At 65.5% G+C, this 25,778-nt stretch carries 24 protein-coding genes; 6 read left to right on the top strand and 18 right to left on the bottom strand.

Annotated elements, in window-relative coordinates:
• Positions 1 to 79: 79 nt before the first annotated feature.
• The 3 genes from A5766_RS22320 to A5766_RS22315 all read right to left on the bottom strand — a co-directional run bounded on the left by A5766_RS22320 (position 80) and on the right by A5766_RS22315 (position 2,229).
• A complete protein-coding gene (locus tag A5766_RS22320) occupies positions 80 to 1,243 on the bottom strand; it encodes an acyl-CoA dehydrogenase (RefSeq protein ID WP_064906459.1) in 1,164 nt (387 codons plus the stop codon).
• A gap of 119 nt (positions 1,244 to 1,362) precedes the next feature.
• Positions 1,363 to 1,491, bottom strand: a complete 129-nt coding sequence (locus A5766_RS25390; protein ID WP_269449461.1) for a hypothetical protein — start codon at positions 1,489 to 1,491, stop codon at positions 1,363 to 1,365.
• Between the two features lie 48 nt (positions 1,492 to 1,539).
• The gene (locus A5766_RS22315) at positions 1,540 to 2,229 is read right to left on the bottom strand and encodes a TetR/AcrR family transcriptional regulator (protein WP_039855107.1); all 690 of its coding nucleotides are present in this window, start codon (positions 2,227 to 2,229) and stop codon (positions 1,540 to 1,542) included.
• A gap of 254 nt (positions 2,230 to 2,483) precedes the next feature.
• Between A5766_RS22315 and A5766_RS22310 the strand changes: the two genes are divergently transcribed.
• The 4 genes from A5766_RS22310 (at position 2,484) to A5766_RS22295 (ending at position 6,219) form a co-directional block, all read left to right on the top strand.
• On the top strand, positions 2,484 to 4,199 hold the full coding sequence (locus tag A5766_RS22310; RefSeq protein ID WP_005204635.1) for an FAD-dependent oxidoreductase: 1,716 nt from the start codon (positions 2,484 to 2,486) through the stop codon (positions 4,197 to 4,199).
• 23 nt (positions 4,200 to 4,222) lie between these two features.
• Positions 4,223 to 4,675, top strand: coding sequence for a nuclear transport factor 2 family protein (locus tag A5766_RS22305; RefSeq protein ID WP_005204636.1), 453 nt, complete (start codon positions 4,223 to 4,225; stop codon positions 4,673 to 4,675).
• Positions 4,676 to 4,703: 28 nt separating this feature from the next.
• The gene (locus A5766_RS22300) at positions 4,704 to 5,522 is read left to right on the top strand and encodes a mycofactocin-coupled SDR family oxidoreductase (RefSeq protein WP_005204637.1); all 819 of its coding nucleotides are present in this window, start codon (positions 4,704 to 4,706) and stop codon (positions 5,520 to 5,522) included.
• A gap of 220 nt (positions 5,523 to 5,742) precedes the next feature.
• Positions 5,743 to 6,219: a hypothetical protein gene (locus A5766_RS22295; protein WP_005204638.1), complete on the top strand. Its 477-nt coding sequence runs from the start codon at positions 5,743 to 5,745 to the stop codon at positions 6,217 to 6,219.
• A gap of 13 nt (positions 6,220 to 6,232) precedes the next feature.
• On the opposite strand, the gene A5766_RS22290 is transcribed toward A5766_RS22295, so the two are convergent.
• A complete protein-coding gene (locus tag A5766_RS22290) occupies positions 6,233 to 7,918 on the bottom strand; it encodes an AMP-binding protein (protein ID WP_442902986.1) in 1,686 nt (561 codons plus the stop codon).
• Between the two features lie 203 nt (positions 7,919 to 8,121).
• Between A5766_RS22290 and A5766_RS22285 the strand changes: the two genes are divergently transcribed.
• Positions 8,122 to 10,173, top strand: a complete 2,052-nt coding sequence (locus A5766_RS22285; protein WP_064906565.1) for an acyl-CoA dehydrogenase family protein — start codon at positions 8,122 to 8,124, stop codon at positions 10,171 to 10,173.
• Between the two features lie 10 nt (positions 10,174 to 10,183).
• Here the strand turns inward: A5766_RS22285 and A5766_RS22280 are convergent, their stop codons facing one another.
• The 9 genes from A5766_RS22280 to A5766_RS22240 all read right to left on the bottom strand — a co-directional run bounded on the left by A5766_RS22280 (position 10,184) and on the right by A5766_RS22240 (position 19,440).
• Positions 10,184 to 11,020 carry a hypothetical protein gene (locus A5766_RS22280; protein ID WP_005204658.1) on the bottom strand — a complete coding sequence of 279 codons (837 nt, stop codon included), beginning with the start codon at positions 11,018 to 11,020 and terminating at the stop codon, positions 10,184 to 10,186.
• A complete protein-coding gene (locus A5766_RS22275; RefSeq protein WP_005204660.1) occupies positions 11,017 to 11,553 on the bottom strand; it encodes a hypothetical protein in 537 nt (178 codons plus the stop codon). Before A5766_RS22275 ends, A5766_RS22280 begins: the two co-directional genes overlap by 4 nt.
• A 19-nt stretch (positions 11,554 to 11,572) precedes the next feature.
• Positions 11,573 to 12,571 (bottom strand): hypothetical protein, encoded by a 999-nt coding sequence (locus tag A5766_RS22270; protein ID WP_005204662.1) that lies wholly within the window; start codon positions 12,569 to 12,571, stop codon positions 11,573 to 11,575.
• A gap of 599 nt (positions 12,572 to 13,170) precedes the next feature.
• Positions 13,171 to 14,148: a porphobilinogen synthase gene (gene hemB, locus A5766_RS22265; RefSeq protein WP_064906457.1), complete on the bottom strand. Its 978-nt coding sequence runs from the start codon at positions 14,146 to 14,148 to the stop codon at positions 13,171 to 13,173.
• 11 nt (positions 14,149 to 14,159) lie between these two features.
• The gene (locus A5766_RS22260; protein WP_005204664.1) at positions 14,160 to 15,830 is read right to left on the bottom strand and encodes a uroporphyrinogen-III synthase; all 1,671 of its coding nucleotides are present in this window, start codon (positions 15,828 to 15,830) and stop codon (positions 14,160 to 14,162) included.
• Between the two features lie 52 nt (positions 15,831 to 15,882).
• The gene (gene hemC, locus A5766_RS22255) at positions 15,883 to 16,809 is read right to left on the bottom strand and encodes a hydroxymethylbilane synthase (RefSeq protein ID WP_064863868.1); all 927 of its coding nucleotides are present in this window, start codon (positions 16,807 to 16,809) and stop codon (positions 15,883 to 15,885) included.
• Positions 16,806 to 18,200, bottom strand: coding sequence for a glutamyl-tRNA reductase (locus A5766_RS22250; protein WP_064863871.1), 1,395 nt, complete (start codon positions 18,198 to 18,200; stop codon positions 16,806 to 16,808). The genes hemC and A5766_RS22250 overlap by 4 nt, the downstream gene beginning before the upstream one ends.
• Before the next feature lie 34 nt (positions 18,201 to 18,234).
• The gene (locus A5766_RS22245) at positions 18,235 to 19,047 is read right to left on the bottom strand and encodes a redox-sensing transcriptional repressor Rex (protein ID WP_064906455.1); all 813 of its coding nucleotides are present in this window, start codon (positions 19,045 to 19,047) and stop codon (positions 18,235 to 18,237) included.
• A gap of 135 nt (positions 19,048 to 19,182) precedes the next feature.
• Positions 19,183 to 19,440, bottom strand: coding sequence for a glutaredoxin family protein (locus tag A5766_RS22240; protein WP_005204670.1), 258 nt, complete (start codon positions 19,438 to 19,440; stop codon positions 19,183 to 19,185).
• 281 nt (positions 19,441 to 19,721) lie between these two features.
• Between A5766_RS22240 and A5766_RS22235 the strand changes: the two genes are divergently transcribed.
• On the top strand, positions 19,722 to 20,780 hold the full coding sequence (locus A5766_RS22235) for an HAD family hydrolase (protein ID WP_085941919.1): 1,059 nt from the start codon (positions 19,722 to 19,724) through the stop codon (positions 20,778 to 20,780).
• Between the two features lie 466 nt (positions 20,781 to 21,246).
• Here A5766_RS22235 and A5766_RS22230 read toward each other — a convergent pair whose 3' ends face one another.
• From A5766_RS22230 to A5766_RS22215, 5 genes are all read right to left on the bottom strand, one after another.
• Entirely contained in the window at positions 21,247 to 22,410 is a 1,164-nt protein-coding gene (locus A5766_RS22230) for a zinc-binding dehydrogenase (RefSeq protein ID WP_064906450.1), read from the bottom strand.
• 102 nt (positions 22,411 to 22,512) lie between these two features.
• Entirely contained in the window at positions 22,513 to 23,685 is a 1,173-nt protein-coding gene (locus A5766_RS22225) for a lysophospholipid acyltransferase family protein (RefSeq protein ID WP_064906448.1), read from the bottom strand.
• Between the two features lie 213 nt (positions 23,686 to 23,898).
• On the bottom strand, positions 23,899 to 24,963 hold the full coding sequence (locus A5766_RS22220; protein WP_064863862.1) for an NAD-dependent epimerase/dehydratase family protein: 1,065 nt from the start codon (positions 24,961 to 24,963) through the stop codon (positions 23,899 to 23,901).
• A 122-nt stretch (positions 24,964 to 25,085) separates the two neighbouring features.
• On the bottom strand, positions 25,086 to 25,187 hold the full coding sequence (locus A5766_RS24160; protein ID WP_003402602.1) for a 30S ribosomal protein bS22: 102 nt from the start codon (positions 25,185 to 25,187) through the stop codon (positions 25,086 to 25,088).
• Positions 25,188 to 25,429: 242 nt separating this feature from the next.
• On the bottom strand, positions 25,430 to 25,660 hold the full coding sequence (locus A5766_RS22215; protein WP_005204681.1) for a helix-turn-helix domain-containing protein: 231 nt from the start codon (positions 25,658 to 25,660) through the stop codon (positions 25,430 to 25,432).
• Between the last annotated feature and the right edge of the window lie 118 nt (positions 25,661 to 25,778).

Genomic DNA, 25,778 nt, shown 5'->3' with positions numbered 1-25,778 from the left:
ACCGACACGACGACGCCCCGCTCGAGAGCTCGAGCGGGGCGTCGTCGTTGATTCTGTTGTAGCCGAGCGTGATTGGAGGTCAGCGCAGCAGCGCGCGGCTCATCACGACGCGCTGGATCTGGTTGGTGCCCTCGTAGATCTGCGTGATCTTGGCGTCGCGCATCATGCGCTCGACCGGGAAGTCACGTGTGTAGCCTGCGCCGCCGAACAGCTGCACGGCGTCGGTGGTGACCTGCATCGCGACGTCGGAAGCAAAGCACTTCGACGCCGAGCTGATGAAGCCGAGGTTTTTCTCACCACGCTCGGCGCGGGCGGCCGAGGTGTAGACCATGAGGCGAGCGGCCATGATGCTCATTGCCATATCGGCGATCATGAACTCGACGCCCTGGAACGTGCTGATCGGGCGGTCGAACTGGCGACGCTGCTTTGTGTATTCGATGGCCTGGTCGAGTGCACCCTGTGCGATTCCCACGGCCTGCGCGCCGATTGTCGGGCGGGTGTGGTCGAGGGTCTCGAGTGCCGTCTTGAAGCCGGTACCCGGCTCGCCGATGATGCGATCGGCGGGGATGGTGCAGTCTTCGAAATACAGCTCCGCGGTGGGCGAACCCTTGATGCCCAGCTTCTTCTCAAGCGGCCCGACCGTGAAACCCGGATCGTCCTTGTGCACCATGAATGCCGAGATTCCGTGAGCACCCATGTCGGGGTCAGTGACCGCCATGACGGTGTACCAGGTGGACTTGCCACCATTGGTGATCCAGCACTTGGTGCCGTTGATGACCCAGTTGTCGCCGTCCTTGCGCGCACGTGTCTTCATTGCCGCTGCATCAGAACCGGCCTCACGCTCCGACAGGGCGTACGACGCCATGTCTTCGCCGGAGGCAATGGAAGGCAGGACCTGCTGCTTGAGCTCTTCCGATCCGTTGAGGATCAGGCCCATCGTGCCGAGCTTGTTCACCGCCGGGATCAGCGAAGCAGAGGCGTCCACTCGGGCCACCTCTTCGATCACGATGCATGCGGCCACCGAGTCAGCGCCCTGGCCCTCGTACTGCTCAGGTACGTGAATCGCGTTGAACCCGGAGGCCGTCAGCGCCTTCAGCGCTTCTTCGGGGAATCGTGAGCGCTCATCGACGTCGGCCGCGTAGGGCTCAATCTCCTTGAGCGCGAGTGCCCGGATCGCTTCGCGCAGCGCGACATGCTCTTCTGGCAGCTGGAATAGATCGAAATCGGGGTTGGCATACCCCATGAGGGCCTCCTCATTCAGTCGACGATGACATGATTTTGGGATCATATTGCGTTCAATTGAACGCGACACTGAGTGTCATATTACTCGCCCCAGAGGCCCGTTGTCGACACTCGGTGCCATCATTCAGGCCCATTCGGTGCGATCGCCGCCGCTCCTTCGACGCGGTACATCGCCGTATCCGACGAGGTGAGCGCGGAAGCGAGCACGCCGGCGCTCGTCGACACCGACGGTTCCGGCCACTGCGTCACCATGCTCCGCACGACGCTCGCGCGCACTCCGTACCGCAGAGACGAGAGTCAGGTGGCGGACTCGGGGATCGTCGCGCCGATCTTTTCGCTGACCGCCCGTGAGATCTCCAGTGCCGACGTGCCCGCGGGAAAGGTGATCACAGCGATCTCGGGCCGCCCGGTGGCACCGAGGGCCATCCGGATGCGCGCCAAGTCGCGACGCAGTCGGCCAAGCGTCGCGTCCTCGTCGCCGCGGATCATCGAGCGCAGAAGGTAGTTGTGCGCCGACGTGATCGCCGCGGCGAACGCGACGATATCGACCGGCGACTCATCGGGCAGCCGACTACGCAGATGCTCCTCGAAAACCCGCTGGTACCGATAGGTCGTCACCAACTCACGCTCACGCAGCGTCGGCACCGTCGATACGACGTCCATGCGTCGAACAGCCAGGTCACGGGTCTTATGGAAGTGCGTGAACACAAGTTCGGCCGCTACGCACACCGCAGTCGGAGGGTCGACGTCGTCACTGTCGGCGAGTTGTGCGGCCACGTCGGTCAGCAATTCTTCGTGGTCGGCGAAGATCATGTCCTCTTTCGATCTGAACTGTCGAAAGAGGGTTCGTCGCGAGACACCGGCGGCAACAGCAATCTGATCGACCGTCGTCGACTCGTAGCCGTTCTCACTGAACAGGCGGATCGACGCCGCGACGACCTGGGTTCGGAGATCGCCCGATCCCCCCGCTATGTCACTCGGTGCCATGAACTCAGTATCGCTGGTGATCAACCTGTTGCGCCAACACGCAGCCGTGGCGGCACGTGCGAAAGGTGACTCGATCGTCGGATTCTTGACGCAGAAGTCAGTTTCCTAATTATTTTCGAATATCTATTGCGTTGCCGAAACTAAACCTGACGTCAGGTGATGCGCGTCACACCTTCGATCGGTAGCCAGCGCGACCGAGAAGCTCCCCTTCGAGCCACGCTGCGCACGACATCTCGCATATGAAAGTGACCCCCATGAGCAATCCTCAACCGAGCACTCGCGCGGCACTCCGCCAATCGGCCGCCCCCGCAACCACACCACCGAAACCCGATGCAGTCGCCGACGTCGTGGTCGTAGGCGGCGGAGGTGGCGGACTCCCCGCAGCACTGTTCAGTCGATGGCTCGGCGACGAGGTCATCCTGCTGGAGAAGGCCAATCAACTCGGCGGCACCGCACGCAAAGCCGCGTTCTGGTACTGGGTGCCCAACAATCGTCCGCTTCGGGAAGCCGGCCTGACCGACCGAGAAGAGGACTATCTGCGGTTCGTCGCCCGACTGTCTCGACCAACGATGTACGACGCCACCAAGCCGACACTCGGCGTACCACAGGAGGAGTACGACGCATATCGCGCCATCTACGAAAGTGCCTCCCCCGCAGCCGAATTGCTCAACTCACCCGGCGCACTACCCTACCGCCACGTCCCCGACGCGTACGACTACTGGTCGGAAATCGCCGAGAACAAGACCCCGCAAGGTCGAGTACTCATCCACGCCGATGCGAAAGAGTCGATGGCAGACGGAGGTGCACGCAGCATCGAGAGCATGACCGAGTCCGCAGTGCGAGACGGAGTCGACATCCGGCTCGGATTCCGAGTCCAACGCACCATCATCGAGGACGGAAGAGTTGTCGGAGTCCAGGCGACATCTGCTGCCGGCGAGACGATTTCGGTGCTGGCTCGCAAAGCCGTCATCTTCGCGACCGGCGGATTCACCCACGACGCCGAGCTACGCCGCAACTTCTTGTCGGCGCCGCTCTATCCCGGGTGCGCGGCGATCACCAACGAGGGCGATTTCGTGAGAATCGCCGCATTCGCCGGAGCGCAGACACGAAACATGAATTACGGGTGGATGTGTCCGATCTCGCTGGAACGCGCGGTGAACACCCCCTCATCGCTCATCGGAAGCTTCTGCGTCGCAGGTGATTCGACGCTGTTCGTGAACAAGTACGGCCAACGGACGATGAACGAGAAGCTGCAGTACAACGAACTCGCGCAAGAGTTCTTCACATGGGATGCGCAGCGCGCCGAATACCCGAACCTGGTCATGATTCAGATCTGGGACCAGCGCAGTCAGGACAACAGTGCCGACACAGAGTACGGCCGCCTCATTCCTCCACCCGGCGCCGACGATGCGCACGTCATTCGTGGGAATACGCTCTCCGAACTACGCGACAACATCGCAGAACGACTCGGCCGCTATCGCGACAAGACCGGCAATGCTGAACTCGCAGAGGACTTTCTGGTCAATCTTGAAAGCTCCATCGCGCGATTCAACACATTCGCACACACCGGCGTCGACGACGATTTCCATCGCGGAGAGAAGCCCGTCCAGCTCATGTTCAACGGCGCGGTCAAGGAAGAGCCGGCACGCACGAATCCGACGATGTGGCCGCTCTCCGACTCGGGGCCCTACTACGCGGCACTGCTCGTCGGCGGCACACTCGACACCAAGGGAGGTCCGAAGACGGACACCAATGGTCGTGTACTCGACGATAATTCGACGCCCATCCCGGGTTTGTACGGTGTGGGCAACTGCGTCGCCTCCGCATCCGCTCAGGCCTACTGGGCAGGCGGCGCGACACTCGACCCGATCATCGCCTTCGCCTATCGCGCCGCTCATGCAGCGCATTCCGAAGCCGCCCAACACAATCGCGACATCAACGCCGCCACCGATCACGTCGCTCACGCGTGATCACACCCTGAAAGGAAGAACCGATGACAATTTCAACCCAGACAATGACGAGAGAACAACGGAAGTCCGTCGCGATCGAGTACTTCAAGCGATTCGACAACGGCGGCGACGTACTCGGTTTGTTCGCCGACGACGCCACCGTGTACTTCCCCAAATGGGGTGTCACAGAAGGGAAAGAAGAGATCGCCCGGATGTTCGGCGACGTCGCTGGCCTCTTCGTCGAGATCCACCACTACCCCGAGTATCTCAAGTTCATCATCGAAGACGACATGGTCGTCGCAGAGGGAATCACCTCCGGAGTGACCTCCGACGGCACCGAGTGGCGCGCAGGTGTCACGCACGCGGGCCGGTGGACCGACGTGTTCGAGATCAGGGACCACCAGATCCAGCGCTGCTACATCTACCTCGACCCCGACTACGCCGGCGCCGACACCGCCCGCTACCCGTGGCTCGCAGACGCCGAAGCGATGGCGTGAACCGAGAGAAGAAGAGGAGGAGAACACGATGACTTCACTAGAGGGCAAGGTCGCGCTCATCACCGGCGCAGCGCGCGGTCAGGGCCGACAACACGCAATCACCCTCGCCGAGGCGGGCGCCGACATCGTCGCCATCGACCTGTGTGCGCAGATCCCGGCCATCCCGTATCCGATGGCGACAGCGTCGGATCTTGACGAGACGGTCGCGGCAGTCGAGGGGACCGGTCGGAAGATCGCCGCACGGGTCGGCGACGTGCGAGATCTCGAAGCGATGTCGGCGCTCGTCGACGACGCGCTGGTCCAGTTCGGCCATATCGACATCGTCTGCGCAAACGCGGGCGTGTACTCGTTCGGGCCGTTGTCGAGCCTGGAGATCGATCCGCAGCGGTGGTCCGATGTGGTCGGTACGAACCTCACCGGGGTGTTCAACACGGTCAAAGTGGCCGCGCCGTCGATGATCGAACGAGGCGAGGGCGGATCGATCGTCCTCACCAGTTCGACGGCAGGCATCAAAGGTCTCCGTTCGATGGCCGACTACACCGCGTCGAAGCACGGTGTTGTCGGGCTGATGAAGACGTTTGCCAACGAGCTTGCACCCCACAACATTCGGGTCAACTCCGTGCATCCGCCGGGAGTGCGAACCGACATGGTCGACAATCCGCAGCCCGCCGCGTGGTACGACGAAAACCCGGACATGGCCAACAATGTGAGCGGCAATCTGCTCCCGGTCGATCTCGTCGAAGCGCAGGACATCAGCAACGCGGTGCGCTTCCTGGCATCTGACGACGCGCGCTTCATCACCGGCGTGCAGCTACCCGTGGACGCAGGCTTCACCGAGAGGGCCTGACTCGGCGCGTCGACTGACTCCTCGCGCTCGGTCGGACGAACGACACCCGGGGCGACAACGGCGTCGACCCCGGGTGTTGTCGGCTACGGTTTCGACGACCATCCGCTAGTCCGAGGAGATCGCGTGACCGTTCCATCGTCGCCAGACCCCGACACACTGCCGCCCATCCCCCCGCTTCGACGCACCACCGCCACCGCCGATGGGCGTCGTACGGTGCCAGATGATCGCGGGCCCCGACATGTCGCAGCGGGCGGCGAAGTCTCTGGTGCTCGGTCTACGCCGTCAGGTTGTGGTCCAGGCGGCCATCATCGGCGGGTTCGGCGTGCTGCTCGTCGTCTTCGGTGCGGTCAGCGCGGCAAGCGGCGACTCATCGTCCTCGGTACTGATCTATGGCTGCGCGCTCCTCGTGCTCACGGCTGCACTGCCGTTCCTTGCCTACCGCCGGATCCGTGCCATGTGGGCGAGGTTCGCCCCCGCGGGAACACCGATGGCGAGCGAGTTGTCCCTTGACCGCCTCACGCTGACGGTGGGCCCGACGACGAACTCCGTGCATACGTCGGCGATCACGGGAGTCGCACACCTCGGGACGATGTTCGTGGTGAGGACACGTCAGTTCGCGACCCCTGCCATGATCTTTCCCGAAGAACTCGTGCCGCCCGCCGTCGGCGCCGACCTGCTCGCGCGCTACGCGATTTGACCAGCGGCACAGGTCATTTCGAGGACTGTTTACGCAACTCGAACTTGAGAACCTTGCCAGTCGACGTCCGCGGCAACTCGTCGGCGAAGACGATGTCGCGTGGAATCTTGTAGCCTGCCAGCAGAGTTCGCGCGTACTCGATCAACTCGTCGGAGCTCAGCGACCGCCCCTCCTTCAGGAGCACATACGCTCTGGCCCGCTCGCCCCACTTCTCGTCGGGAACGCCGACGACCGCGACGTCGAGTACTGCATCGTGGCTGACCAGAGCTTGTTCGACCTCGATTGTCGAGATGTTCTCGCCACCCGAGATGATGATGTCCTTGGCCCGATCGCGGAGCTGAATGTAGCCGTCCGGATGCATCACGCCGAGGTCGCCGGTGTGAAACCAGCCACCCTCGAACGCTTGTCGCGTCGCGTCGGGATCTTTGAAGTATCCGGCCATGATGTTGTTGCCGCGCAACACGATCTCACCGATCGTCGACCCATCCGCGGGAACGTCGACAAGTGGCACGACGCCGCGCTCGACGACTCGCGCCGGCTCCGCCTGCACCATTCCGACACCCTGCAGTGACAGCTTCGCCGCGCGGTCGGCGGGATCGAGATCGTCCCAGGACTCCTGGTACTCGCAGATCGTGTACGGCCCATAGCTTTCAGTGAGTCCATAGACGTGGACGACACTGATGTCGAGCGCGGCGAGAGCCGCGATCACCGTCGGCGACGGAGGTGCGCCCGCCGTGGTGATCCGGAGCGGTGCGTCCAGGCGGTGCGCGCGTGGCGATCCGGCGATCGTGATGAGAACCGTTGGCGCACCACACAGATTCGTGACACCGAGGTCGTCGATGGCGTCCCATACCGCGTCGGCTCGCACCAGGCGCAGACACACGTGCATCGCCGACGCCGCGGTGACCGCCCAGGGCGTGCACCATCCGTTGCAGTGAAACATCGGGAGAGTCCACAAATATCTTGTGCTACCGGTGAATTGGTTGTGGTGCATCTCGCCCAACGCGTTGAGGTAGGCGCCCCGATGCGTGTACATCACGCCCTTGGGTTTGCCCGTCGTCCCCGAGGTGTAGTTGATGCTGATGACGCGGTCCTCGTCGTCGACAGTCCACGGGAGCGGCGTCGAATCTAGTGTGTCGGCGGCCGCGAGAAAGTCAGCGTAAGAACGCAATCCGCCGATACCCGACGATTCGACGTCGGCGGGTGGTGGACCGAACTCGGGATCGGTGATCTCGACGTACGACGTCACGTCGGGCACCTCGTCGGCGATGGACGCGACGGTGTGGCGGAACTCGGCGTCGAAGAACAGGGTGGTGACGCCGGCGTGATTGAGGATGTGCACCAGTTCGGGGCCTGCCAGGCGCGAGTTGAGTGCGACAAGAACTCCGCCCGCGAGCGGCACCGCGAAGTGCGCGACGAGTAGTTCGGGCACGTTGGGTGCAAGGTAGGCGATCCGCTCGCCCGGGGAGATCGTCGACTCGAGCACCCGGGCGAGACGCTGCACCTCGTCGCCGAGTTCGGTGTAGGTCGCCGAGCGCGCACCGTAGCGGATGGCGGTGCGATCGCCGAACACCTCGACCGAGCGCTGCAAGAAGCGCAGCGGCGTCATTTCCGAGCGGTTTGCGGTCCCGCAGTCGATGCGGCCGAACTCGACGTCGAGTTGCGCGGTGACGGCGGCATCGGTTGTCTGTGACGACACGGTGTTCTCCCAGCTTGGCATCGATGACACGCGGGTGAGCCCCGCGACGTTGACGTGCTCCTACGATATGGACCACACTCGTGCGCGCGCCACCCCCGGAAGGAGGTGGCAAGCAGCTGCGGCCAGAGCGAATCGCGCGCCACATGGGGAGCTCGTTGCGGGTATCGCCCCCGGTGTCGGATCTGATCCGTAACGTGGAGCTCATGTCGACCCCAACCGAGAGTCCCTCGACGCCAGCAACCGACGACGATCCCAGCATCGACACGGCAGGCGCCGACTCCAGCGAACTGTCTGACGCCGAACGCGACCTGCTCGTCGACAACCTGCGCTACGTCCTCGACGGGCGCTGGCGGGCCACCCGTGATGAGGTTCGACGCCGCGCCAACCGCGCCGACCTCCTGCCCGATCCGTCGCGCACTCTCGAGCAGGCGCGGGCGCGCATCCTCGACGAGATGCGCGAACTGTCCGAGGAAGGATTCGCAGCGGCCGGCTTCGGCGCCGACCACGGCGGTACGGGCGACGTCGGGGCGTCGATCACCGCGATCGAGATGCTCGGCTACGCCGATCTGTCGCTGATGGTCAAGGCGGGCGTGCAGTGGGGACTATGGGGTGGAGCCGTCGAAAACCTCGGCACCGCAAGGCATCACGAGAAGTACGTTGCCGACACCATCAGCCTCGACCTCCTCGGCTGCTTCGCCATGACCGAGACCGGGCACGGCTCCAACGTGCAGGAACTCGAGACCACCGCCACCTACGACGCGACCACCAAGGAATTCGTGATCCACTCGCCGACGCCGTCGGCCCGTAAGGACTACATCGGCGGCGCCGCCGAGCACGCCCGCATGGCATCGGTCTTCGCGCAGTTGATCACCGCAGGTCCCGGCCAGGAGCCGGAAAGCTATGGCGTGCACTGCTTTGTGGTGCCGATTCGCGACGCGGACGGCAACGACCTGCCGGGTGTGACCACGAGCGACTGCGGCTACAAGGGCGGTCTGCCCGGCGTCGACAACGGACGCATCATGTTCGACGAGGTGCGCATCCCGAAGGACAACCTCCTCAACCGGTACGCCGACGTCGAGGACGACGGCACGTACTCGTCGCCGATCGACAACCCCAACAGACGCTTCTTCACCATGCTCGGCACGCTGATCCGCGGTCGGATCACGGTTGCGGCCACCGCGGGAGCCGCGTCGCGTAAGGCGTTGGCCATCGCAACGCGATATGGCTTGGTGCGCAGGCAATTCGACGCTCCGGGCGATGAGGAAGAGATCGTCATCCTCGACTACCTCGGCCATCAGCGAAAGCTGCTACCGCTGATCGCGAAGTCGTATGCCATCGCGTTCGCACAGAACGAGCTCACCGAAGAACTGCACGAGGTGCAGTCCGACACCCCGACCGAATCACCCGATGGGTCATCCGATGATTCCAAGGCGGGTCGCCAGCGCGAACTCGAAGCGAACGCCGCAGGACTCAAGGCGTACGCGACATGGCACGCGTCCCACGCGATCAATGTTGCTCGCGAAGCATGCGGCGGCGCAGGCTATCTCGACGAAAATCAGATCTCGATCATCCGCGGCGACATCGACGTCTTCACCACGTTCGAAGGCGACAACACCGTGCTCACCCAGCTCATCGCCAAGGAAGTGCTTTCGGCGTACGCCGACGACGTCCAGGGCCTCTCTGCTGGCGGTTGGGTGCGGTTCATCGCGTCGATGGCACGCGACGTCGTCGTCGAGAAGACCGCTGCGCGACAGGTTGTTCAGACACTCTTGGAGAGTTCGGACGAGGACACCGAGAAGTCCGCGCTGACCGACCGCGGTACTCAGCTACGACTGTTCCGCAACCGCGAGGACCATCTGGTGCGCACCTGCGCTCAGCGTCTGCGTCGAGCAACCAACGACGACAACGATGCGTTCGAGGTGTTCAACAACGCGCAGGACCACCTGCTCAAGGTCGGCCAGGCTCGCACCGAGCGAATCGTGTTGGAAGCCTTCGTCCAAGCCATCAACGACTGCGATTCGCGCGCCGCAGCGGAGGTACTCGGCAAGGTGTGCGACCTGTTCGTCTACTCCGCGCTCGAGGCCGACCTCGGCTGGTTCATGATGCACCGCCACATCTCCGTCGAGCGCGCCAAGGCGATTCGACGCGGCGTCAACGAACTCTGCCAAGACCTACGCCCTTACGCGGCGACGCTTGTCGACGCATTCGGCATCCCGGAGGAGCTCATGGGCGCGCCGATGATCGAGAACCACTGAGAGGTCGGGTCTAGTCGCTCGACCCCCGAGGGCGCACACCGAGCTGCACCGCAAGGTGTGCCTCGATGAGCTCCTGACGGAATCGTTCGACGTCGCGGGCCCACGCCTGGGCGAGTTTGCCGTCAAAGAGCTTCACGCCGACGCCCTTCCGACGTCGCGGAACCCCCGCGAGTTCTCCGAGCGCCGGAGCGCTCTCCCACTTCTCGTGTTCGGCGCCGTTGTTGGCGGGGTAGATCTTCTCGATGTCGGCGAGTGCCATCAGCAGCGTCCCCTGCTGCAACGTGGTCTCGGTCAGTTCGACTCCGACGTGTCGCCGCGCCGCGTACACCTGGACAATCGAGAACAGCGTGATGATTGCGCCGAGGACCGAGATCCACAACCAATGCACACGGCCGGGGCCGGCGATGTCCACCGCGAGCACGGCGCCTGCGAGCACAGGGCCGATCGCCACGACCCACCAGCTACCGCCCTCCTCGACGAACAACGTCTCGCCGCGGTCCTCCAGCTCCGGGATCGGGTGCGCTCGGTGGGCGGCGTCGGTGTCGGTCTCTTGCGCGGCCGCGTTGTCTTCCTCCGCATCGGCGGATTCTTCTGCTTCGGCGGATTCGTCGGCGCCATCGAAGTCTCCGGCGTCGTCGAGCGCTTCTGCGTCGTCGGATGCTTCGGCGCCGGCAGTTCCTCCCGCGTCAGCGGATTCGTCGGGGTTGTCGTCGAGCGTCTCGCCATCGGCGGGCGCGGTGCTGCCACCGACGCCACGGGCAGACTCGACGCCGCTGTCTGAGGACTCCGCGCTGCCGCTTGGGATTTCTGGGCTGCCACCGGCGGGATCGTCAGCGGCAGAGGTCACGCTATGTCCCGTTTCCGGTCCTGCTTGTTTCGCACAGATGCCGAGTTTTTGTCACCCGATCGCTTCTCGACGGGTCTCGTCTTGCCTCCCGGCCTGCTCTTCCCGTTCGCGGCGCGACCCTTGCCGCCCGCTTTGCCCTTGCCCGACGTCGACTTCTCCGGGCACTCGGGTGGGCTGCCCGCGTTGAACCAGGCGTCGGCCTCCGGGCGGTAGGCGAGCAACGATCCGAAGAGTCCGATGACCGCGGCGAGCAGGGTGAACGCGAGGGCGGGATAACCGAAGCTGAGGAACACCAGCATGATCACAACGACGAGCGTCAGCGCCGCCAACGATGAGCGCCAGCGAGCATCCCCGACGTAGGCCTTGCTGCCGAGCAGCACGTACGCCACACCGACGGCGATCACGATGATCCCGATTCCGATCGGAAGCAGCGTCGGGGCGTCGGCAAAGATGCCTGCCACGATGTAGCCGACACCGAGCAGTCCCAACAGAACGCCGGACGCGATCCAGCATCGGTACGCCCAGGTCACCATTTTCGGGCGTTTACTTGCGTCAGGAAGGGTCACTGCTTTGCTTTCTGTCTGTCGACGGCTCGCTGCGGGGCGTCGACTCGTTCTCGTGGCTGTGGAGACCCGCCTCGTCGGGTCGGTCCCCTTCTCCGGAAGCGTAGTCGCCACCGACTGTTCCCGACGGCGTGCCGACGGTATTCGGATCTTTCTGCAGCGATCCGGTCTGGGGTGTTGCTTTTTGGGGTGATGCCGACTCGCCGGTCGTCGGAGGCTGCCAGCCCCGGCGTCGCGCCTCGTCTTCCCACGACGTCGGCGAGCCCTGGGCGTAGGGGGCGTTGTCGGGGTACTGACCGCCGGCGGGAGGTTGCTGGTCGGGTGCCTGTCCGTAGGACTGCGGGTATGGCGTGTAAGGCGGTGGCGACTGCTGGTACGGCGGGGTCTGCGGGTACGGCGGGGCCTGCGGATACTGGGGCGGGTAGCCGGGAGGGGCGGGGTACCCGAACGGTGTGGGTTGCGGTCTGCGGTAGGCGGCCATCGCGCGGCAGTAGGCGTCGGACTCGCGTCTCAGGAGGAGGATGGTCGCACCGAGCGCGGCGATGCCGCCGATGATCAGCGGGATTCCGATCCACCAGGGATCGACACCTGCGATCAGCGAGAAGGCCATGTCGATGAGGACGAAGACTCCCATCGCGCCGAGCAGCACCCGCGCCCAGTTGTATCCCTTGCGCACAAACCAGACGAAGGTCAACGAGATCGCGGACAGCACAACCGCGGTGATCACCGTAATCGCGATCAGGAAGCCCGAGGACGTCATGAGATCTACCTCTGCGCGCGGGGTATCGGCGGGGAGGTCGGAGGCTCGCTGGTTCATCGTGTCGCGCAGGGTCGGATACTGCGCGACGGCCGTCACGATCCTGGCGATGACCACGACAATCCACAGCTCACACGCGATGGCCACGGAGTCGGGCAGCTTCGGGCGCTCGCGCTGCCCGTCTGCCTGCGCGGACGCGGGGTCGCGACGCGGATCGAGAAATTGCGACATAGCTCCAGCGTAGTGAACGCAGCTTGGTGCGCGATGAGGACCTGCGCCGCGCGACTACGTACACAACTTCGACGTCAGCGCGAGCCACGACAATAATTGTCGCGGCGGCCCGCTGGCGTCACGATTGTGTACGGACCTCGAGCCGCAACGAGTGCCGATCGCGGTACGAGGTGGTCGCGACTCGGGTCCTCGCTCCGCTCGGGCCCGCTCGACCAGCGGGAGTGGCCGTCCCGCCCGACCACGGAACCGCGAGTGGTCTCGACTCGGGTCCTCGCTGCGCTCGGGCCCGCTCGACCAGCGGGAGGGGCCGCCCCGCCCAACCACGGAACGGCGAGTGGTCTCACTCGGGACCTCGCTCCGCTCGGGCCCGCTCGACCAGCGGAAGGGGCCGCAACGAGTGCCGCTCGCGGTACGAGGTGGTCTCGACTCGGGTCCTCGCTGCGCTCGGGTCCGCTCGACCAGCGGAAGGGGCCGCCCCGCCCAACCACGGAGTTGCGAGTGGTCTCGACTCGGGTCCTCGCTCCGCTCGGGCCCGCTCGACCAACGGGAGAGGCAGCCTCGCTCGACCAGCGGGAGGGCCCGACCAGCGGTAAGGCGGCCTAGGCCAGCTTGGCGGCGACCTCGGTCGCCCAGTACGTCAGGATGATCGAGGCGCCTGCGCGTTTGATCGAGGTCAGCGACTCGAGGATGGCGGCGTCGCGGTCGATCCAGCCGCGCTCGGCGGCGGCGGTGATCATCGAGTACTCGCCCGAGATCTGGTAGGCCGCGACGGGAACGTCGGAGATCTCGGCGACGTCGCGGACGATGTCGAGGTAGCTCATGGCGGGCTTGACCATCACGATGTCGGCGCCCTCATCGAGGTCGAGGCGCACCTCACGAAGAGCCTCGGTGCGGTTGGCCGAATCCTGTTGGTAGGTGCGACGATCACCCTGCAGCGACGACCCGACAGCCTCGCGGAACGGGCCGTAGAACGCGGACGCGTACTTGGCCGAGTACGCGAGAATCCCTGTGTCGGTGAGGCCTTCGGCGTCGAGCGCGGCACGAATCTCGGCGACCTGACCGTCCATCATTCCCGACGGGCCCAGAAGGTGCGCACCGGCGCGGGCCTGCGCGAGTGACATCGACACGTAGCGTTCGAGTGTCGCGTCGTTGTCGACACGGCCGTCGTCGGAGAGCACCCCGCAGTGCCCGTGGTCGGTGAACTCGTCGAGACAGGTGTCGGCCATGAGCACGGTCGACTCGCCGAGATCGTCTGCGAGAACACGTAATCCGCGATTCAGGATGCCTTCGGGATCATCGGCGCCGGACCCTACGGCGTCCTTGTCCTCGGCCTCGGGAACACCGAAGAGCATCAACCCGCCGACGCCCGCACGCACGGCTTCGTCGGCCGCTTTGCGCAGCGAGTCGAGAGTGTGCTGCACGACGCCGGGCATCGATCCGATCGGACGCGGATCGTCGATGCCGTCGGCGACGAACATCGGCAGCACGAGATCGGCTGGGCGCAGCGCGTTTTGCGCCACCAGCCGACGCATCGCCGGCGTGGTGCGCAATCTGCGGGGTCGAATAACCGGTGTCATACGCCCCACCTCTACGACCGCGACCGCCGCGACTTCTTGCGCGGAGGGGGCAGTGCGCCCTCGGCCCGCAGGCGAGCGGCATGCTCGGCGAGGGCGTCGACCAGTTCGGTCACCGACGCCGACTCCGGCTGAACGTCGACGCGCAGTCCGAATTCGGTTGCGGTCTCGGCAGTCTTGGGGCCGATACACGCAACGATGGTGCGCGCGTGCGGCTTTCCGGCGATGCCGACCAGGTTGCGGACCGTCGAGCTCGAGGTGAAGCAGACGGCGTCGAATCCGCCGGTCTTGATCATCTCGCGCGTCTCGGCGGGCGGCGGAGCGGCTCGCACGGTGCGGTACGCGGTGACGTCGTCGATCTCCCAACCGCGATCACGCAGGCCCTCCGAGAGGGTCTCGGTGGCAATATCGGCGCGCGGCAACAGGATTCGGTCGACCGGGTCGAAGACGTCGTCATACGGCGGGAAGTCTTCGAGGAGTCCGAGGCTCGACTGCTCGCCGGACGGAACCAACTCGGGGTTGATGCCGAACGTGCGCACCTTCTCGGCAGTCGCCTCGCCGACGCAGGCGATCTTCACGCCGGAGAATGCGCGGGCGTCGAGTCCGAACTCGGCGAACTTCTCCCACACTGCACGCACCGCGTTGGTCGAGGTGAACACGACCCACTGGTAGCGACCGTCGACGAGCCCCTTGACGGCGCGCTCCATCTGCGCGGGGCTGCGGGGCGGCTCGACCGCGATGGTCGGGACTTCCTTGGGCACCGCGCCGTGGCTGACGAGGCGCTCACTCATGTCGCCCGCCTGGTCCTTGGTGCGGGGCACCAGCACGGTCCAGCCGTACAGTGCACGCGACTCCCACCAGGAGAGCTTGCCGCGCTGGCTGACCACCTTGCCGATGGTGAGGATCAGCGGTCCGCTCAGCGCGTTGCCCTGCTCGTTGAGCGTGGCCAGCGTCGCCTCGATGGTGCGCTGTGCGCAGGTGGTGCCGTTGATCGTGATCGCAACGGGTGTCTGAGGGGCGAGTCCGTGCTCGGTCAGTGCGCTGGCGGTCTCGGCCAGATGACCCGACGTCGCGTGCAGCACCAGCGGTCCCGGTGCCGCGGCGAGCGCAGCCCAGTCGACGCCTTCGGCGCGGACGTCGGCCTCGGTGTGGCTCGAACCCAGCGGCATGCCCGCGTAGCTCGGCACCACGGATGCCGCAGGCAGTCCTGGCAGCACCTCGAAGGCGACCGAGGTACGCGAGACGGCGTTGACCTCGGACAGCACCGAATCGGTCGTCAGCGGATCACCGGAGACGACGCGGACGACGTCGTCGCCCTCCTTGGCGGCGGCTACCAGCGTGCGCGCGACCTCTGCGGGATCGCCGAGTGCGGGATGGACGATCTGGTCCTGCTCCTCGACGATGTCTTCGGCGGGAGTCGACGTGTCGTCTGACTCGGTCTCGTCGGTGGCCTGGTCGGCCTTCTTCGTGTCGTTCTTGGTGCTCTTACGCGCGGATTCTGCGGGCTCCTGCCGATGGGCGGAGCCGATCATCGCCACGACGGCTGCTGGAACGTCGGGATCGATGAAGGCGGTGGTCGCGTTCGCGATCACTGTCCGCGCACGCACGGTCAGCAGGTCGGGATCGCCGGGACCCGATCCCACGAAGAGGATTCGACCCGGATTGGCCTTCTTCGTACGGCTCATGCGTTCGCACTCTCCTGCCCTCGTTGAGAGGGCTGCAGTTCTTCTCTGCTGCTCAGGAGTTGACGAGTTCGCCCGCTCCCAGATCCAGCAGTTCGGCGGCGAGGCCTCGTCCGAGTTGTTCGGCGTTGTCGACCGGACCCACCACCGAAGCGCGGATCACGTCGGATCCGTCCTCGGCCGCCACCGCCGCGCGTAGCGACAGTTCAGCGAAGATGCGCCCGTCCTCATCGATCGACTCGACCACTTCAGCTATCGCACCGACCGGCGCGGTACATCCGGCTTCGAGAGCCGCCAATACCGCACGCTCGGCGTCGACCGCCACGCGGGTGGCCTCGTCGTCCAACTCGGCGAGAATTCTCACCAGTTCGGCATCGTCGGAGCGGCACTCAACTGCCAGTGCACCCTGCGCCGGTGCTGGTAACAGCACCACAGGATCGAACGCTTCGGTGACCTCTTCGGCCCTGCCGATGCGGACGAGTCCGGCACGGGCGACAACGACTGCGTCGAGTTCGCCGCCGGCGACTTTGCCCAACCGAGAATCTAGGTTGCCTCTTAGGGGGCGGATTTCCAAACCGAGACCCAATGCTTTAAGCTGTGCGGCCCTTCGCGGGGAGGACGTGCCGATCGTCGCACCCGGAGGCAGCGCTCCGAGCACCAAGTTACCCCTGCTGACCAGCGCATCTCGTGGATCTTCCCTGGGTGGGACCGCCGCTATCCGCAGGCCTGGATCGGGTGCTGTCGGCAGATCTTTGTAGGAGTGGACGGCGACGTCGATCTCGCCCGCATGCAACGCGTTGCGAATGGCCGTCGTGAACACTCCGACGCCGATCTCGGCGACCGGAGCCGCCGACGCGTCGCCGGCCGTCTTGATGATGACCAGCTCCGCGGGGTGCCCGTTGGCGGTCAGAGCGTCGGCGATGGTCTGCGATTGGGTACGGGCGAGCAGCGAGCCGCGCGTACCGATGCGAATAGGGTTCAACGCTCTCCCTGATCGGCCGACTTCTCGCCGACGCCATGCTTGTCGCCCAGACCGCTCTCCGGTGCTGAGACGGCCTCGGCTGCGCCGGGCTTGAGCTCGAAGAGTTCGCGTAACGCCTCGGCGTAGTGGTCGCCGTTGGGCGTCGAAGCGAGTTGTTTGACCCGGACCGTGGGGGCATGCAGCAGTTTGTCGACGACGCGTCGAACCGTCTTGGCGACCTCATCGCGCTGAGCGCCCTCGAGGTCGGGCAGGCGGGTCTCGAGCCGGAGAATCTCTGCCTCGACGACGTCGGCTGCGCGTTGACGCAGAGCTGCGACGGTCGGCGTGACCTCTGCCTGACGCTGGAGGGTCAGGTAGTCGGCGAGCTCTCCGCCGACGATCGAGCGAGCCGCGGCCGTGTCGTCGTGAGCGGCCTGTGCCTCGGAATCGCCGCGCAGGCTCTCGATGTCGATGACGTGGACGCCGGGTAGGCGCGCGGCGGCGGGGTCGACGTTGCGGGGCAGCCCGAGGTCGCAGATGATCAGCGGCTGCACAGCGGTACGGGCGGCGAGTGCCGAATGCACCTCGCCGACGCCGACGACGGTCCCGATCGAGCCGGTACATGCGACAACGACGTCTGCGGACGCCATCACGGCAGGCAGGTCGTCGAATCCGACGCCGCGCACGGCGACACCGGGATGATTGGCCGCGATATTGCCTGCGAGGTGCTCTGCGTTGGCGACGGTCCGGTTGACCACGACGAGCTCGCGAACGCCCTCACGGGCCAGCTGGGCGGTCGCAAGACCCCCCATGGCGCCTGCGCCGATCACAACGGCCCTGCGCAGCGACTGCTCGGGATCGATCTCGGGCGCCGCCGTCTTCAGCAGATACTGGGCGCGATGCAGCGCGACCGACACGACCGACGCCCCCGCGCGGTCGATTCCGGTCTCGGAGTGCACCCGCTTGCCGACGCGCAACGCGTGCTGAGCGAGCTCGTGCAGGGTGCGGCCGGTGGTCTTGTTGGCGTCGGCGTCGAGGTAGGCGTTACGGATCTGACCGAGGATCTGCTGCTCGCCGACGACGATCGAGTCGAGGCCTGCGGCAACGGTGAACAGATGCTCGACGGCGGCCTCGGAGTAGCGGACGTAGGCGTGTCGGGTGAGGTCGTTGATGGAAAGCCCGGAATGATCGCCGAGCACGTCACCAACGGCTTCGAGTGCGGGGTGGAATGCGTCGACGACGGCGTAGATCTCCACGCGATTGCAGGTCGAGACGAGCATGGCCTCGGAGATCGCACGCGACGACAGCAGGTCGTCGACGAGCTTGGACCGGTCGTGGTCGGAGACCGCGAGTCGCTCCAGAACGTCGACGGGTGCGCTCCGATGGCTGATTCCGAACAGCAGAACACTCACCGCGTCACCGTCTCCATCGCAGATCTCGCATTGATCATCCCTGACCCACACTCCGTATGTCTGTTCTGGGGACGCCTCGTTCCGCGACGCCAACCCCTGGCAGTTGCTCAACGGCCAGCTCGGCGACGGGCCTCGTGGTCTCGAGCGGCACGTCCTCAGGCAGGTCGACATGGCCCTGCTGCCCGTCTTCCCCGACAGACAACAGGGTGCGTGACGCGTGGAACGTCAGCACCCGCAACTCCAAGGCTAGATCAACCTGTCTGACGACGACATCGGAGTCCGTGGACAACGTTGCGGCGGTCACGTTCAGCAGTTGCCGGATTCCCGCGGCGATCAACGCGTCGGCCGCGCGTTGTGCCTTGTCGGGACCGGTGGCGATCACGCCGATGTCCACCGCGCCGATCGTCGGATCGCTTGCAAGTGATGCCAGGCGCGCGCACGGGGAGACCACAACGTCGTCGACGACGGTCCCGACGATGTCCGGATCGTCGTCGAACATCGCGACGACCCGGAACGTCCGGTCGGTGGCTGTGTGCGCGACGAGCAGACGGCCGAGGGTGCCTGCGCCGACGAGCACGACGGTGTGGACGGTGTCGGTGTGCAGAGCGAGCGCGATGCGGGCGGTGAGGCGTCCGACGTCGTATCCGACGCCGCGGACGCCGTTGGCGCCGACGTGGGACAGGTCTTTGCGAAGCATGGCGGGATTGACTCCCGCTGCGGTCGCCAATTGGCCGCTGGAGGCGACCAGGATGCCCCGCTGACCCAACGAGCGCAGAACGTGGAGGTAGGTGGCCAGGCGGGTCACCGACGGCTCGGGGATGCGATCAGACGCCGACCCGATAGCCATTGCGCAAACTCACTTTCGACTGTCCCGACCGAGTCATCAGCGTAATACGCGGCCTTCGACGCACGGCACGCGACCCGCGGCGGGCGCTCAGGGTTTCGCGGGTGTCGAGGTCGGCGCTCAGGGTTCGCGGGACCTTCAGGGTTTGGCGGCGGCGAGGTCGGCGCGCAGCCGCGGCTCGTCGACTTCCCAGTAGCTGTGCTCTTCGCCGTCGAGCAGGACTACGGGCAGACGGTCGCCGTACTCGGCGCGAAGCTCGGCGTCGCCGGAGGTCGCGGCGACGTCGACGTCGACGATGTCGAACTCGACGGACAGCTCGCCGCAGATCCGATCGAGGTCGGCGCGGGCGGCCTCGCAGGCCGAGCAGCCGTCGCGAGTGAGCAGCGTGATGGACATCGAACGAACTCCTTCGACGTTGGTGCCAGGACAGTCTGACACCATGACTACTCTGTTGGTGAGCAGGCCTGAGCGAGGGCGGCATTCGTGAGTGGTTGTGCATTCGTGAGAGGTGGAGGGTGGGCGTGACCTCTGAGGGCGAGGAGCCGAACAACGAGGTTCCCGATTCCGGGTCCGAGGTGTCCGACGTCGGCGGCACTCCGTCGGAGAGCGCTAGGCCAGAGAGCACCAGGCCGGAGAGCACCACGCCAGACGACGCTCCGTCGGGCACCGCCGACGAGCTGGCGGTACGACCGGCACCCAGCGGCGAAGACTGGGAATCACACGCCGACGACGTCGACAGCTCCGGCGGCGACGATGACGACGAGATCCTTGCGGTAGAGGACGACGACGAATCCGGGCGTGTCACGACCTGGATCTCCGAACGGGCCACCGCGGCCACCGGACGCTTCCGGCAGACCGCGCAGGAACTGCGACAGGCCCTCGCGGGCGAGGCGTCGGCGCAGGCGGCAGTCGACTCGCTGCGCGCCCGCTCACCGAGCGAGTCCGACGTCGCCGTCGACCTCACCGCCGCGGCATTCTTCGACGTCGACAACACCCTGGTCCAGGGAGCGTCGATCGTGCACTTTGCACGCGGACTCGCTGCGCGCAAGTACTTCTCGTACTCCGACATCTTCGACTTCGCGTGGACGCAGGCCAAGTTCCGCATCACGGGCAAGGAGAACGCCCAAGACGTCGCGGAGGGTCGCGAAAAGGCGTTGTCGTTCATCGCGGGTCGCGAGACGGCCGAGCTCGCCAGACTCGGCGAGGAGATCTACGACGAGTACATCGCCGACAAGATCTGGCCTGGCACAAGGGCTTTGGCGCAGCGCCATCTCGACGCCGGCCAGCAGGTATGGCTCGTCACCGCGACTCCGGTGGAGCTGGCGCAGACCATCGCCGACCATCTGGGCCTCACCGGTGCACTCGGCACCGTCGCCGAGAGTGTCGACGGCAAGTTCACCGGTCGGCTCGTCGGCGACATCCTGCACGGCCCCGGCAAGGCACATGCCGTGCGCGCGTTGGCAATTCGCGAGGGGCTGAACCTCAAGCGGTGCACCGCGTACTCGGACTCACACAACGACGTCCCGATGCTGTCCCTGGTCGGGCGCGCCGTCGCGATCAACCCCGACGCCGACTTGCGCGACGTCGCGAAGGTGCGCGGCTGGGAGATGTACGACTTCCGCACCGCCCGCAAGGCCGCGAAGTACGGGGCGTCGACCGCCCTGGTCGTCGGGGCCGCCGGCGCCGCCGGCGCCGCCGGCGCGGGCGCCGTGAAGCTGTTGCGCAACAAGGGCTGACGCGGGGGGTCGGGTCGTCGGGCTTCGGACTTCGGGCTTCGGATTTCGGCGCGCGCTGGCGGAAAGTAGGGGAAGGATTCTTCCCCTGGAAACCTCCCGCAGGCCGGGTCGTCGAAAGTAGGGGAAAGAATCTTTCCGGCACTTCCTTACCCCTCCCCCGGAAGCTTCGCGGGGACGAGCACGAAACCCGAGGAAAGAACCCTTCCCCCAGAAACTTCGCGCCAGCAGCTCCCGAAACAGCCTGCCGGACCGTCGAAGCGACCGCCAAAAGTAGGGGAAAGAATCCTTCCGCCACTTCCTTACCCCTCCCCCGGAAACTTCGCGGGGACGAGGACGAAACCCGAGGAAAGAACCTTTCCCCTAGAAACCTCCGCCCGCCCGACAGCAGAAACTAGCGGAAGGACCCTTCCCCTAGAAACCTCCCGCGGGCCGGGCGGCCAAACCTCGAACCGCCGGCCCGCCGACCTCAGAGCGCCGCGACGGGGCTCGACGGGTCGATGAGCACCTTGGCGTGTTGCTCCGCGCCGCCGAGGATCTCGAAAACGTCTGCGACGGCGTCGAATCCGACGATGCCGGTGACCAGCGGCGTCACGTCGACCTTGCCGTCGGCGATGAGGTGCAGCGCGGTGCGGAACTCGGCGGGGTCGTAGTAGATCACGAAGCGCAGGTCGACCTCTTTGTTGATCGCCATCGCGGGCCGGAAGCGGTCGGACTCCATGCACACGCCGACCACGACGATGCGCGTCCGCAGCGGAACGCCCGACACGATGTTCTCGATCATTCCGGGTACGCCGACGCACTCGAAGACGACCGGCCCCTTCGGGGTGGCGCCGACCTTGTCGCCGAGTTCGATTGCCTTCCACCACGGCAGGCCGGGGACGCGGCGCAGGATGTGCATGGCGTCGAATGCGGTGCCGAGCAATTGGCCTGTGCGCGTGAGGTATTTGCCCTTCTTGGCGGCGATGTCCCACGGGGAGTCGACAGTCGGGTCGACGACGATGTCGGCGCCGCAACGTCGGGCAAGATCTCGACGCCCCGCCGACAGGTCGGAGGCTATGACGGTCTTGACGCCCTTGGCCTTGAGAACCAGGATCACCGACAGTCCGATCGGTCCGCAGCCCACGACGACGGCGACGTCGCGCTTGCTCACGCCACCGCGGTTGACGGCGTGCACGGCCACCGACAACGGTTCGGTCAGCGCGGCGTGATCGAGGGGCACACCGTCGGGCACGGGCATCGTCATGTCCTCGGAGACGACGACGTACTCGGCGTAGGCGCCGGGGGCGTCGGCGCTGAGTCCGACGAGGTGCTCGGTCTCGCCGTGCTTGATGATCGGCAGTGCCGCGACCAGCGTTCCCGTCGCCCACTTCTTGCGGCACTTGGGGCCGTACTCGGCGATCTCGCCGATGAATTCGTGTCCCATCACGACGTGATCGGTCGAGCGCATGAAGCGGTCGTAGCCGACCTCGGCGGTGACGTCGGCGGTGTCGTCGCTGTGCGTGCGGGCGTGCAGATCAGAGCCGCAGATCCCGGTGCGCCGTACTTTCAACAACACCTGACCTGGGCCTGGCTGCGGCGTCTCGATCTCGTCGACGCTCAGCTTGCCCTCGTGACACACCACTGCCCGCATCGGCTTCCTCTCATGCGATGTTCCAACATTCGTTGTAACGTTCTACCGCACGATACGCCGAAGCTGTGACGCGGCTCGCCCGGGCGGCAAGACCGGACACGGTCAGCCGAAGTACACGCTCCCCCGACGGCTGAGCATGCGAAAGAGTGTCTGCTGGATCTCTTCGCGCACATGGTCGGTGAGGTCGAAGACGACCATGGGGTCGTCGGCCGACGACTCGTCGTAGCCACCCGTCTCGATGGGACGCCCGAAGTGGATGTGCCACTTCGACGGCAGCGGCACCAGGCCGAGCGGCCCGAGCAGCGGGAACGTCGGCGTGATGGGCAGGTACGGCAGTCCGAGGATGCGGGCGATCGGTTTGAGGTCGGCGAGCATCGGGTAGATCTCCTCCGACCCGACGATCGACACCGGGATGATCGGGCTGGCGTTGCGCAGGGCCGTCGTGACGAAGCCGCCGCGGCCGAAGCGCGCAAGCTTGTACCGATCCTTGTAGAGCTTGCCGATGCCCTTGTAGCCCTCCGGCCACACCGCGGTGAGTTCGCCCGCCCGCAACAGGCGGTCGGCATCGTTGGTGCATGCGAGCGTCGCGCCGATACGGCGAGCCACCTCGCTGACCGCGGGTGTGTCAAAAGCCATGTCGGCGGCGAGGATTCGCAGATACCGACCGGTCGGGTGATTGTCATGCACGGCCAGACTGGTCATCAGCGCATCGATGGGCAACGCGCCCGCGTGGTTGGCGACGAGCAGTGCGCCACCCGTAAGCGGCAGGTTCTCCACGCCGGTCACCTCGACGCGGAACCACTTCTCGTACAACTGACGGATCGCTGGGAACCAGACCGACTCGGTGAAGTGCGGATCGAAGCCGAAGTCGTCGATCTCGTAGTCGCCGGTCATCCGCTCACGAATGAAACCTGCTGTGGCAGTAAGTGAATCAGCAACGGCACCACGGATACCACCGAGACTGAACAATGGGCTGCGCGCAGGCCCACGCTGCTCGACGCCGAGGGCGTCTGTCTCAAAGGCGACGTCGTCGTTGATGGGGGTGACCGCAGCGGGCGGGCGACCGAAGCCGTCGGTGTTGGGGTGACCGATGCTCGACGGTGCCGTTGCCTGCTGGCTCGGGTGGCGACCGCGGCCGCCGTCGCGCGTGACGCCGGGCTGATCGCGACGCGACGCTTCGATGCCTGCCCTGGGGTTGCCCGCGCCGGAGCTCGCGTACAACTGGATCACCTTTGCCGTGCGTGCATCACCAGAAGACGTCACGTGATTCGACAAGGCGTTCCACCCCCAACGGGTATGACGCAGAAGAACTGGAGGGGGTGCCCGATGTCGCTGCGTCGACGCACCGGGTCTGACGCCCGAGTTTACGGGTTCGTCCCTGATAGTGCACGTTGCGTCGACGTATTTGCATCGTCATTGATTGCGTCAAACTGCGGATTCAAATTGACGCCAAAAGCGGACACTCTGTGCGATTTAGGCGCCCATTTTTCAGGCGAGACGATGAGCCGCCGATACGACTTGTCGCTCCGCTTTTCGCCAGGTATCCGGCGCGATCACCGGACTCACTCCGCTGCGCTCGACGAAGTCGTCGAGCGTCTCCGACGTCGAGAAGCGCGGCGCGAATCCGAGTTCGGTGCGCATCCGCGTTGTGTCGAGAACCCTTCCGTACGTGAGGAATTCGGTCTGCGACGACCGCAGACGAGCTGAGCGAAGGTTCTGCATGACCCCGGTGATCGGAGCGAGCAGACCACTCACCACGGGTAGTTCGACGTGTCCGACGCGTCGAATGGCCTGCGTCAACGTCACCACCCCGTCGCCGGCGATGTTGAAAGTTCCCGGCCGCCCACGCAGCGTCACGTGTTCCATTGCTGCGAGCGCGTCCTCTTCATGCAGAAATTGCAGACGTGGTTGATAACCGATGACAGTCGGAACCACCGGGAGTGAAAGGTAAGAACTCATCCGCGTGTTGATCCGAGGACCGAGCATCGCCTGCAGTCGCATGGTCGTCACGTCGATGTCCTGGCGTCGTCGCGCAAGCCCGCGCACGTACCCCTCGACGTCGAGCATGTCGCGTCCGTAGCCGCGCCGCGGCTCACGCTTCGCGGGCGTCTCCTCGGTGAAATAGGCGGGGTCGCGGGGACTCGCACCGTAAACCATCGCGGTCGAACGCAGGATGAGCCGCTTGACCGACGGGCTTCGCTGACACGCACCGCAGACCTGCATGGCACCTAGGAGATTGAACTCCTTGATGGCCGCCGAGTGCGGAGCGGTCTCCATGATCGACGTCGCGGCGTGTACGACGGTGTCGACCTGGTAGTGCGAGATCGCCTTGGCGATCGCAGGCCTGCGGATGTCGAGGCGCAGGAACTCCGCACGCCCCATTCGTCGCATCAGGTCCTTGCGCGGCACCCTGGAGTCGACAGCGAGGACCCGCTCGACGTCGGGGTTGGCCGCAAGCGCGGCGACGAGATATCCACCGAGGAAGGTCGACGCCCCGGTGACCAGCACCGTGCGCGGAACCTGTTGGACGTCGGACTGAGAACCATCGGGCATGAAGGCAAGGCTAGCCCGACGAAAAAGAACCCGCACTCAGGCGGGTTCTTCGGCGCGCGGTCGAGGTGACCGCGAACGAGTCGGTGGAGCGAATCCGCGCCGGGTCTAATCGGCGCGAAGGCTCACTTACCGAGTTTGCGACGCTGCACGCGGGTACGACGCAGAAGCTTGCGGTGCTTCTTCTTCGACATGCGCTTGCGGCGCTTCTTGATCACTGAACCCATCGGGGCACTTCCTTACTCACACGGTCTCACGCGGTTTCACGGCACGCTGTCGTCGACACTCACACTTGGGTGGTGAGGCCTGCCCGCCGGAACCTTGCGGCGAGATCAGCTACGCGATCATCAACACTACCGGGCGAGGTCGCAAAGAGAAAAATCAGGTGACCTCTGGCAAACACCACAACTCCTGCCGACGACGAGCTGCAGCCGTTCGGCAGGAGTTGGCCTCGTGGTTCGCGGTCGGACTAACCCGCGTCGAAGTAGGACGTCTCCAGGTAGTCGTGCACGGCCTTGGCGTGCACGCGGAAGGAACGACCCACGCGCACCGCGGGAAGTTCCCCACTGTGGACGAGGCGATAAACGGTCATCTTCGAGACGCGCATCAGGGATGCGACCTCGGCCACGGTCAAGAACTGCGACCCTGAAGCCGCGTTGCTGACCGCACCTGACCTGTCACCAGGAGTCTCTGCTGCCATGAGTTACTCATACCTCCGGAGCACGCGTCGCGGCCGCCGGCTTCCCCTCCGGCGGACACCAGACACGCACGTGCTTAAAGCAGCTTAGCGTGGCAGATGTGAAAAAAGCGACGTAAGT

The organism is Gordonia sp. 852002-51296_SCH5728562-b (genome assembly GCF_001665475.1).
Lineage (GTDB): Bacteria > Actinomycetota > Actinomycetes > Mycobacteriales > Mycobacteriaceae > Gordonia > Gordonia sputi.
This window is presented reverse-complemented; position numbering and strand designations above follow the sequence as displayed.

What these genes read in the sequence shown, in the direction of transcription:
- A5766_RS22275 (WP_005204660.1), bottom strand. Translation starts at nt 11,553, where the DNA reads ATGGTGACCTGGGCGTACCGATGCTGGATCGCGTCCGGCGTTCTGTTG.
- A5766_RS22320 (WP_064906459.1), bottom strand. Translation starts at nt 1,243, where the DNA reads ATGGGGTATGCCAACCCCGATTTCGATCTATTCCAGCTGCCAGAAGAG.
- A5766_RS22295 (WP_005204638.1), top strand. Translation starts at nt 5,743, where the DNA reads ATGATCGCGGGCCCCGACATGTCGCAGCGGGCGGCGAAGTCTCTGGTG.
- A5766_RS22285 (WP_064906565.1), top strand. Translation starts at nt 8,122, where the DNA reads ATGTCGACCCCAACCGAGAGTCCCTCGACGCCAGCAACCGACGACGAT.
- hemB (WP_064906457.1), bottom strand. Translation starts at nt 14,148, where the DNA reads ATGACACCGGTTATTCGACCCCGCAGATTGCGCACCACGCCGGCGATG.
- A5766_RS22300 (WP_005204637.1), top strand. Translation starts at nt 4,704, where the DNA reads ATGACTTCACTAGAGGGCAAGGTCGCGCTCATCACCGGCGCAGCGCGC.
- A5766_RS22305 (WP_005204636.1), top strand. Translation starts at nt 4,223, where the DNA reads ATGACAATTTCAACCCAGACAATGACGAGAGAACAACGGAAGTCCGTC.
- A5766_RS22240 (WP_005204670.1), bottom strand. Translation starts at nt 19,440, where the DNA reads ATGTCCATCACGCTGCTCACTCGCGACGGCTGCTCGGCCTGCGAGGCC.
- A5766_RS22230 (WP_064906450.1), bottom strand. Translation starts at nt 22,410, where the DNA reads ATGCGGGCAGTGGTGTGTCACGAGGGCAAGCTGAGCGTCGACGAGATC.
- A5766_RS22220 (WP_064863862.1), bottom strand. Translation starts at nt 24,963, where the DNA reads ATGCCCGATGGTTCTCAGTCCGACGTCCAACAGGTTCCGCGCACGGTG.
- A5766_RS22245 (WP_064906455.1), bottom strand. Translation starts at nt 19,047, where the DNA reads ATGGCTATCGGGTCGGCGTCTGATCGCATCCCCGAGCCGTCGGTGACC.
- A5766_RS22310 (WP_005204635.1), top strand. Translation starts at nt 2,484, where the DNA reads ATGAGCAATCCTCAACCGAGCACTCGCGCGGCACTCCGCCAATCGGCC.
- A5766_RS22215 (WP_005204681.1), bottom strand. Translation starts at nt 25,660, where the DNA reads ATGGCAGCAGAGACTCCTGGTGACAGGTCAGGTGCGGTCAGCAACGCG.
- A5766_RS24160 (WP_003402602.1), bottom strand. Translation starts at nt 25,187, where the DNA reads ATGGGTTCAGTGATCAAGAAGCGCCGCAAGCGCATGTCGAAGAAGAAG.
- A5766_RS22260 (WP_005204664.1), bottom strand. Translation starts at nt 15,830, where the DNA reads ATGAGCCGTACGAAGAAGGCCAATCCGGGTCGAATCCTCTTCGTGGGA.
- A5766_RS22315 (WP_039855107.1), bottom strand. Translation starts at nt 2,229, where the DNA reads ATGGCACCGAGTGACATAGCGGGGGGATCGGGCGATCTCCGAACCCAG.
- A5766_RS22270 (WP_005204662.1), bottom strand. Translation starts at nt 12,571, where the DNA reads ATGTCGCAATTTCTCGATCCGCGTCGCGACCCCGCGTCCGCGCAGGCA.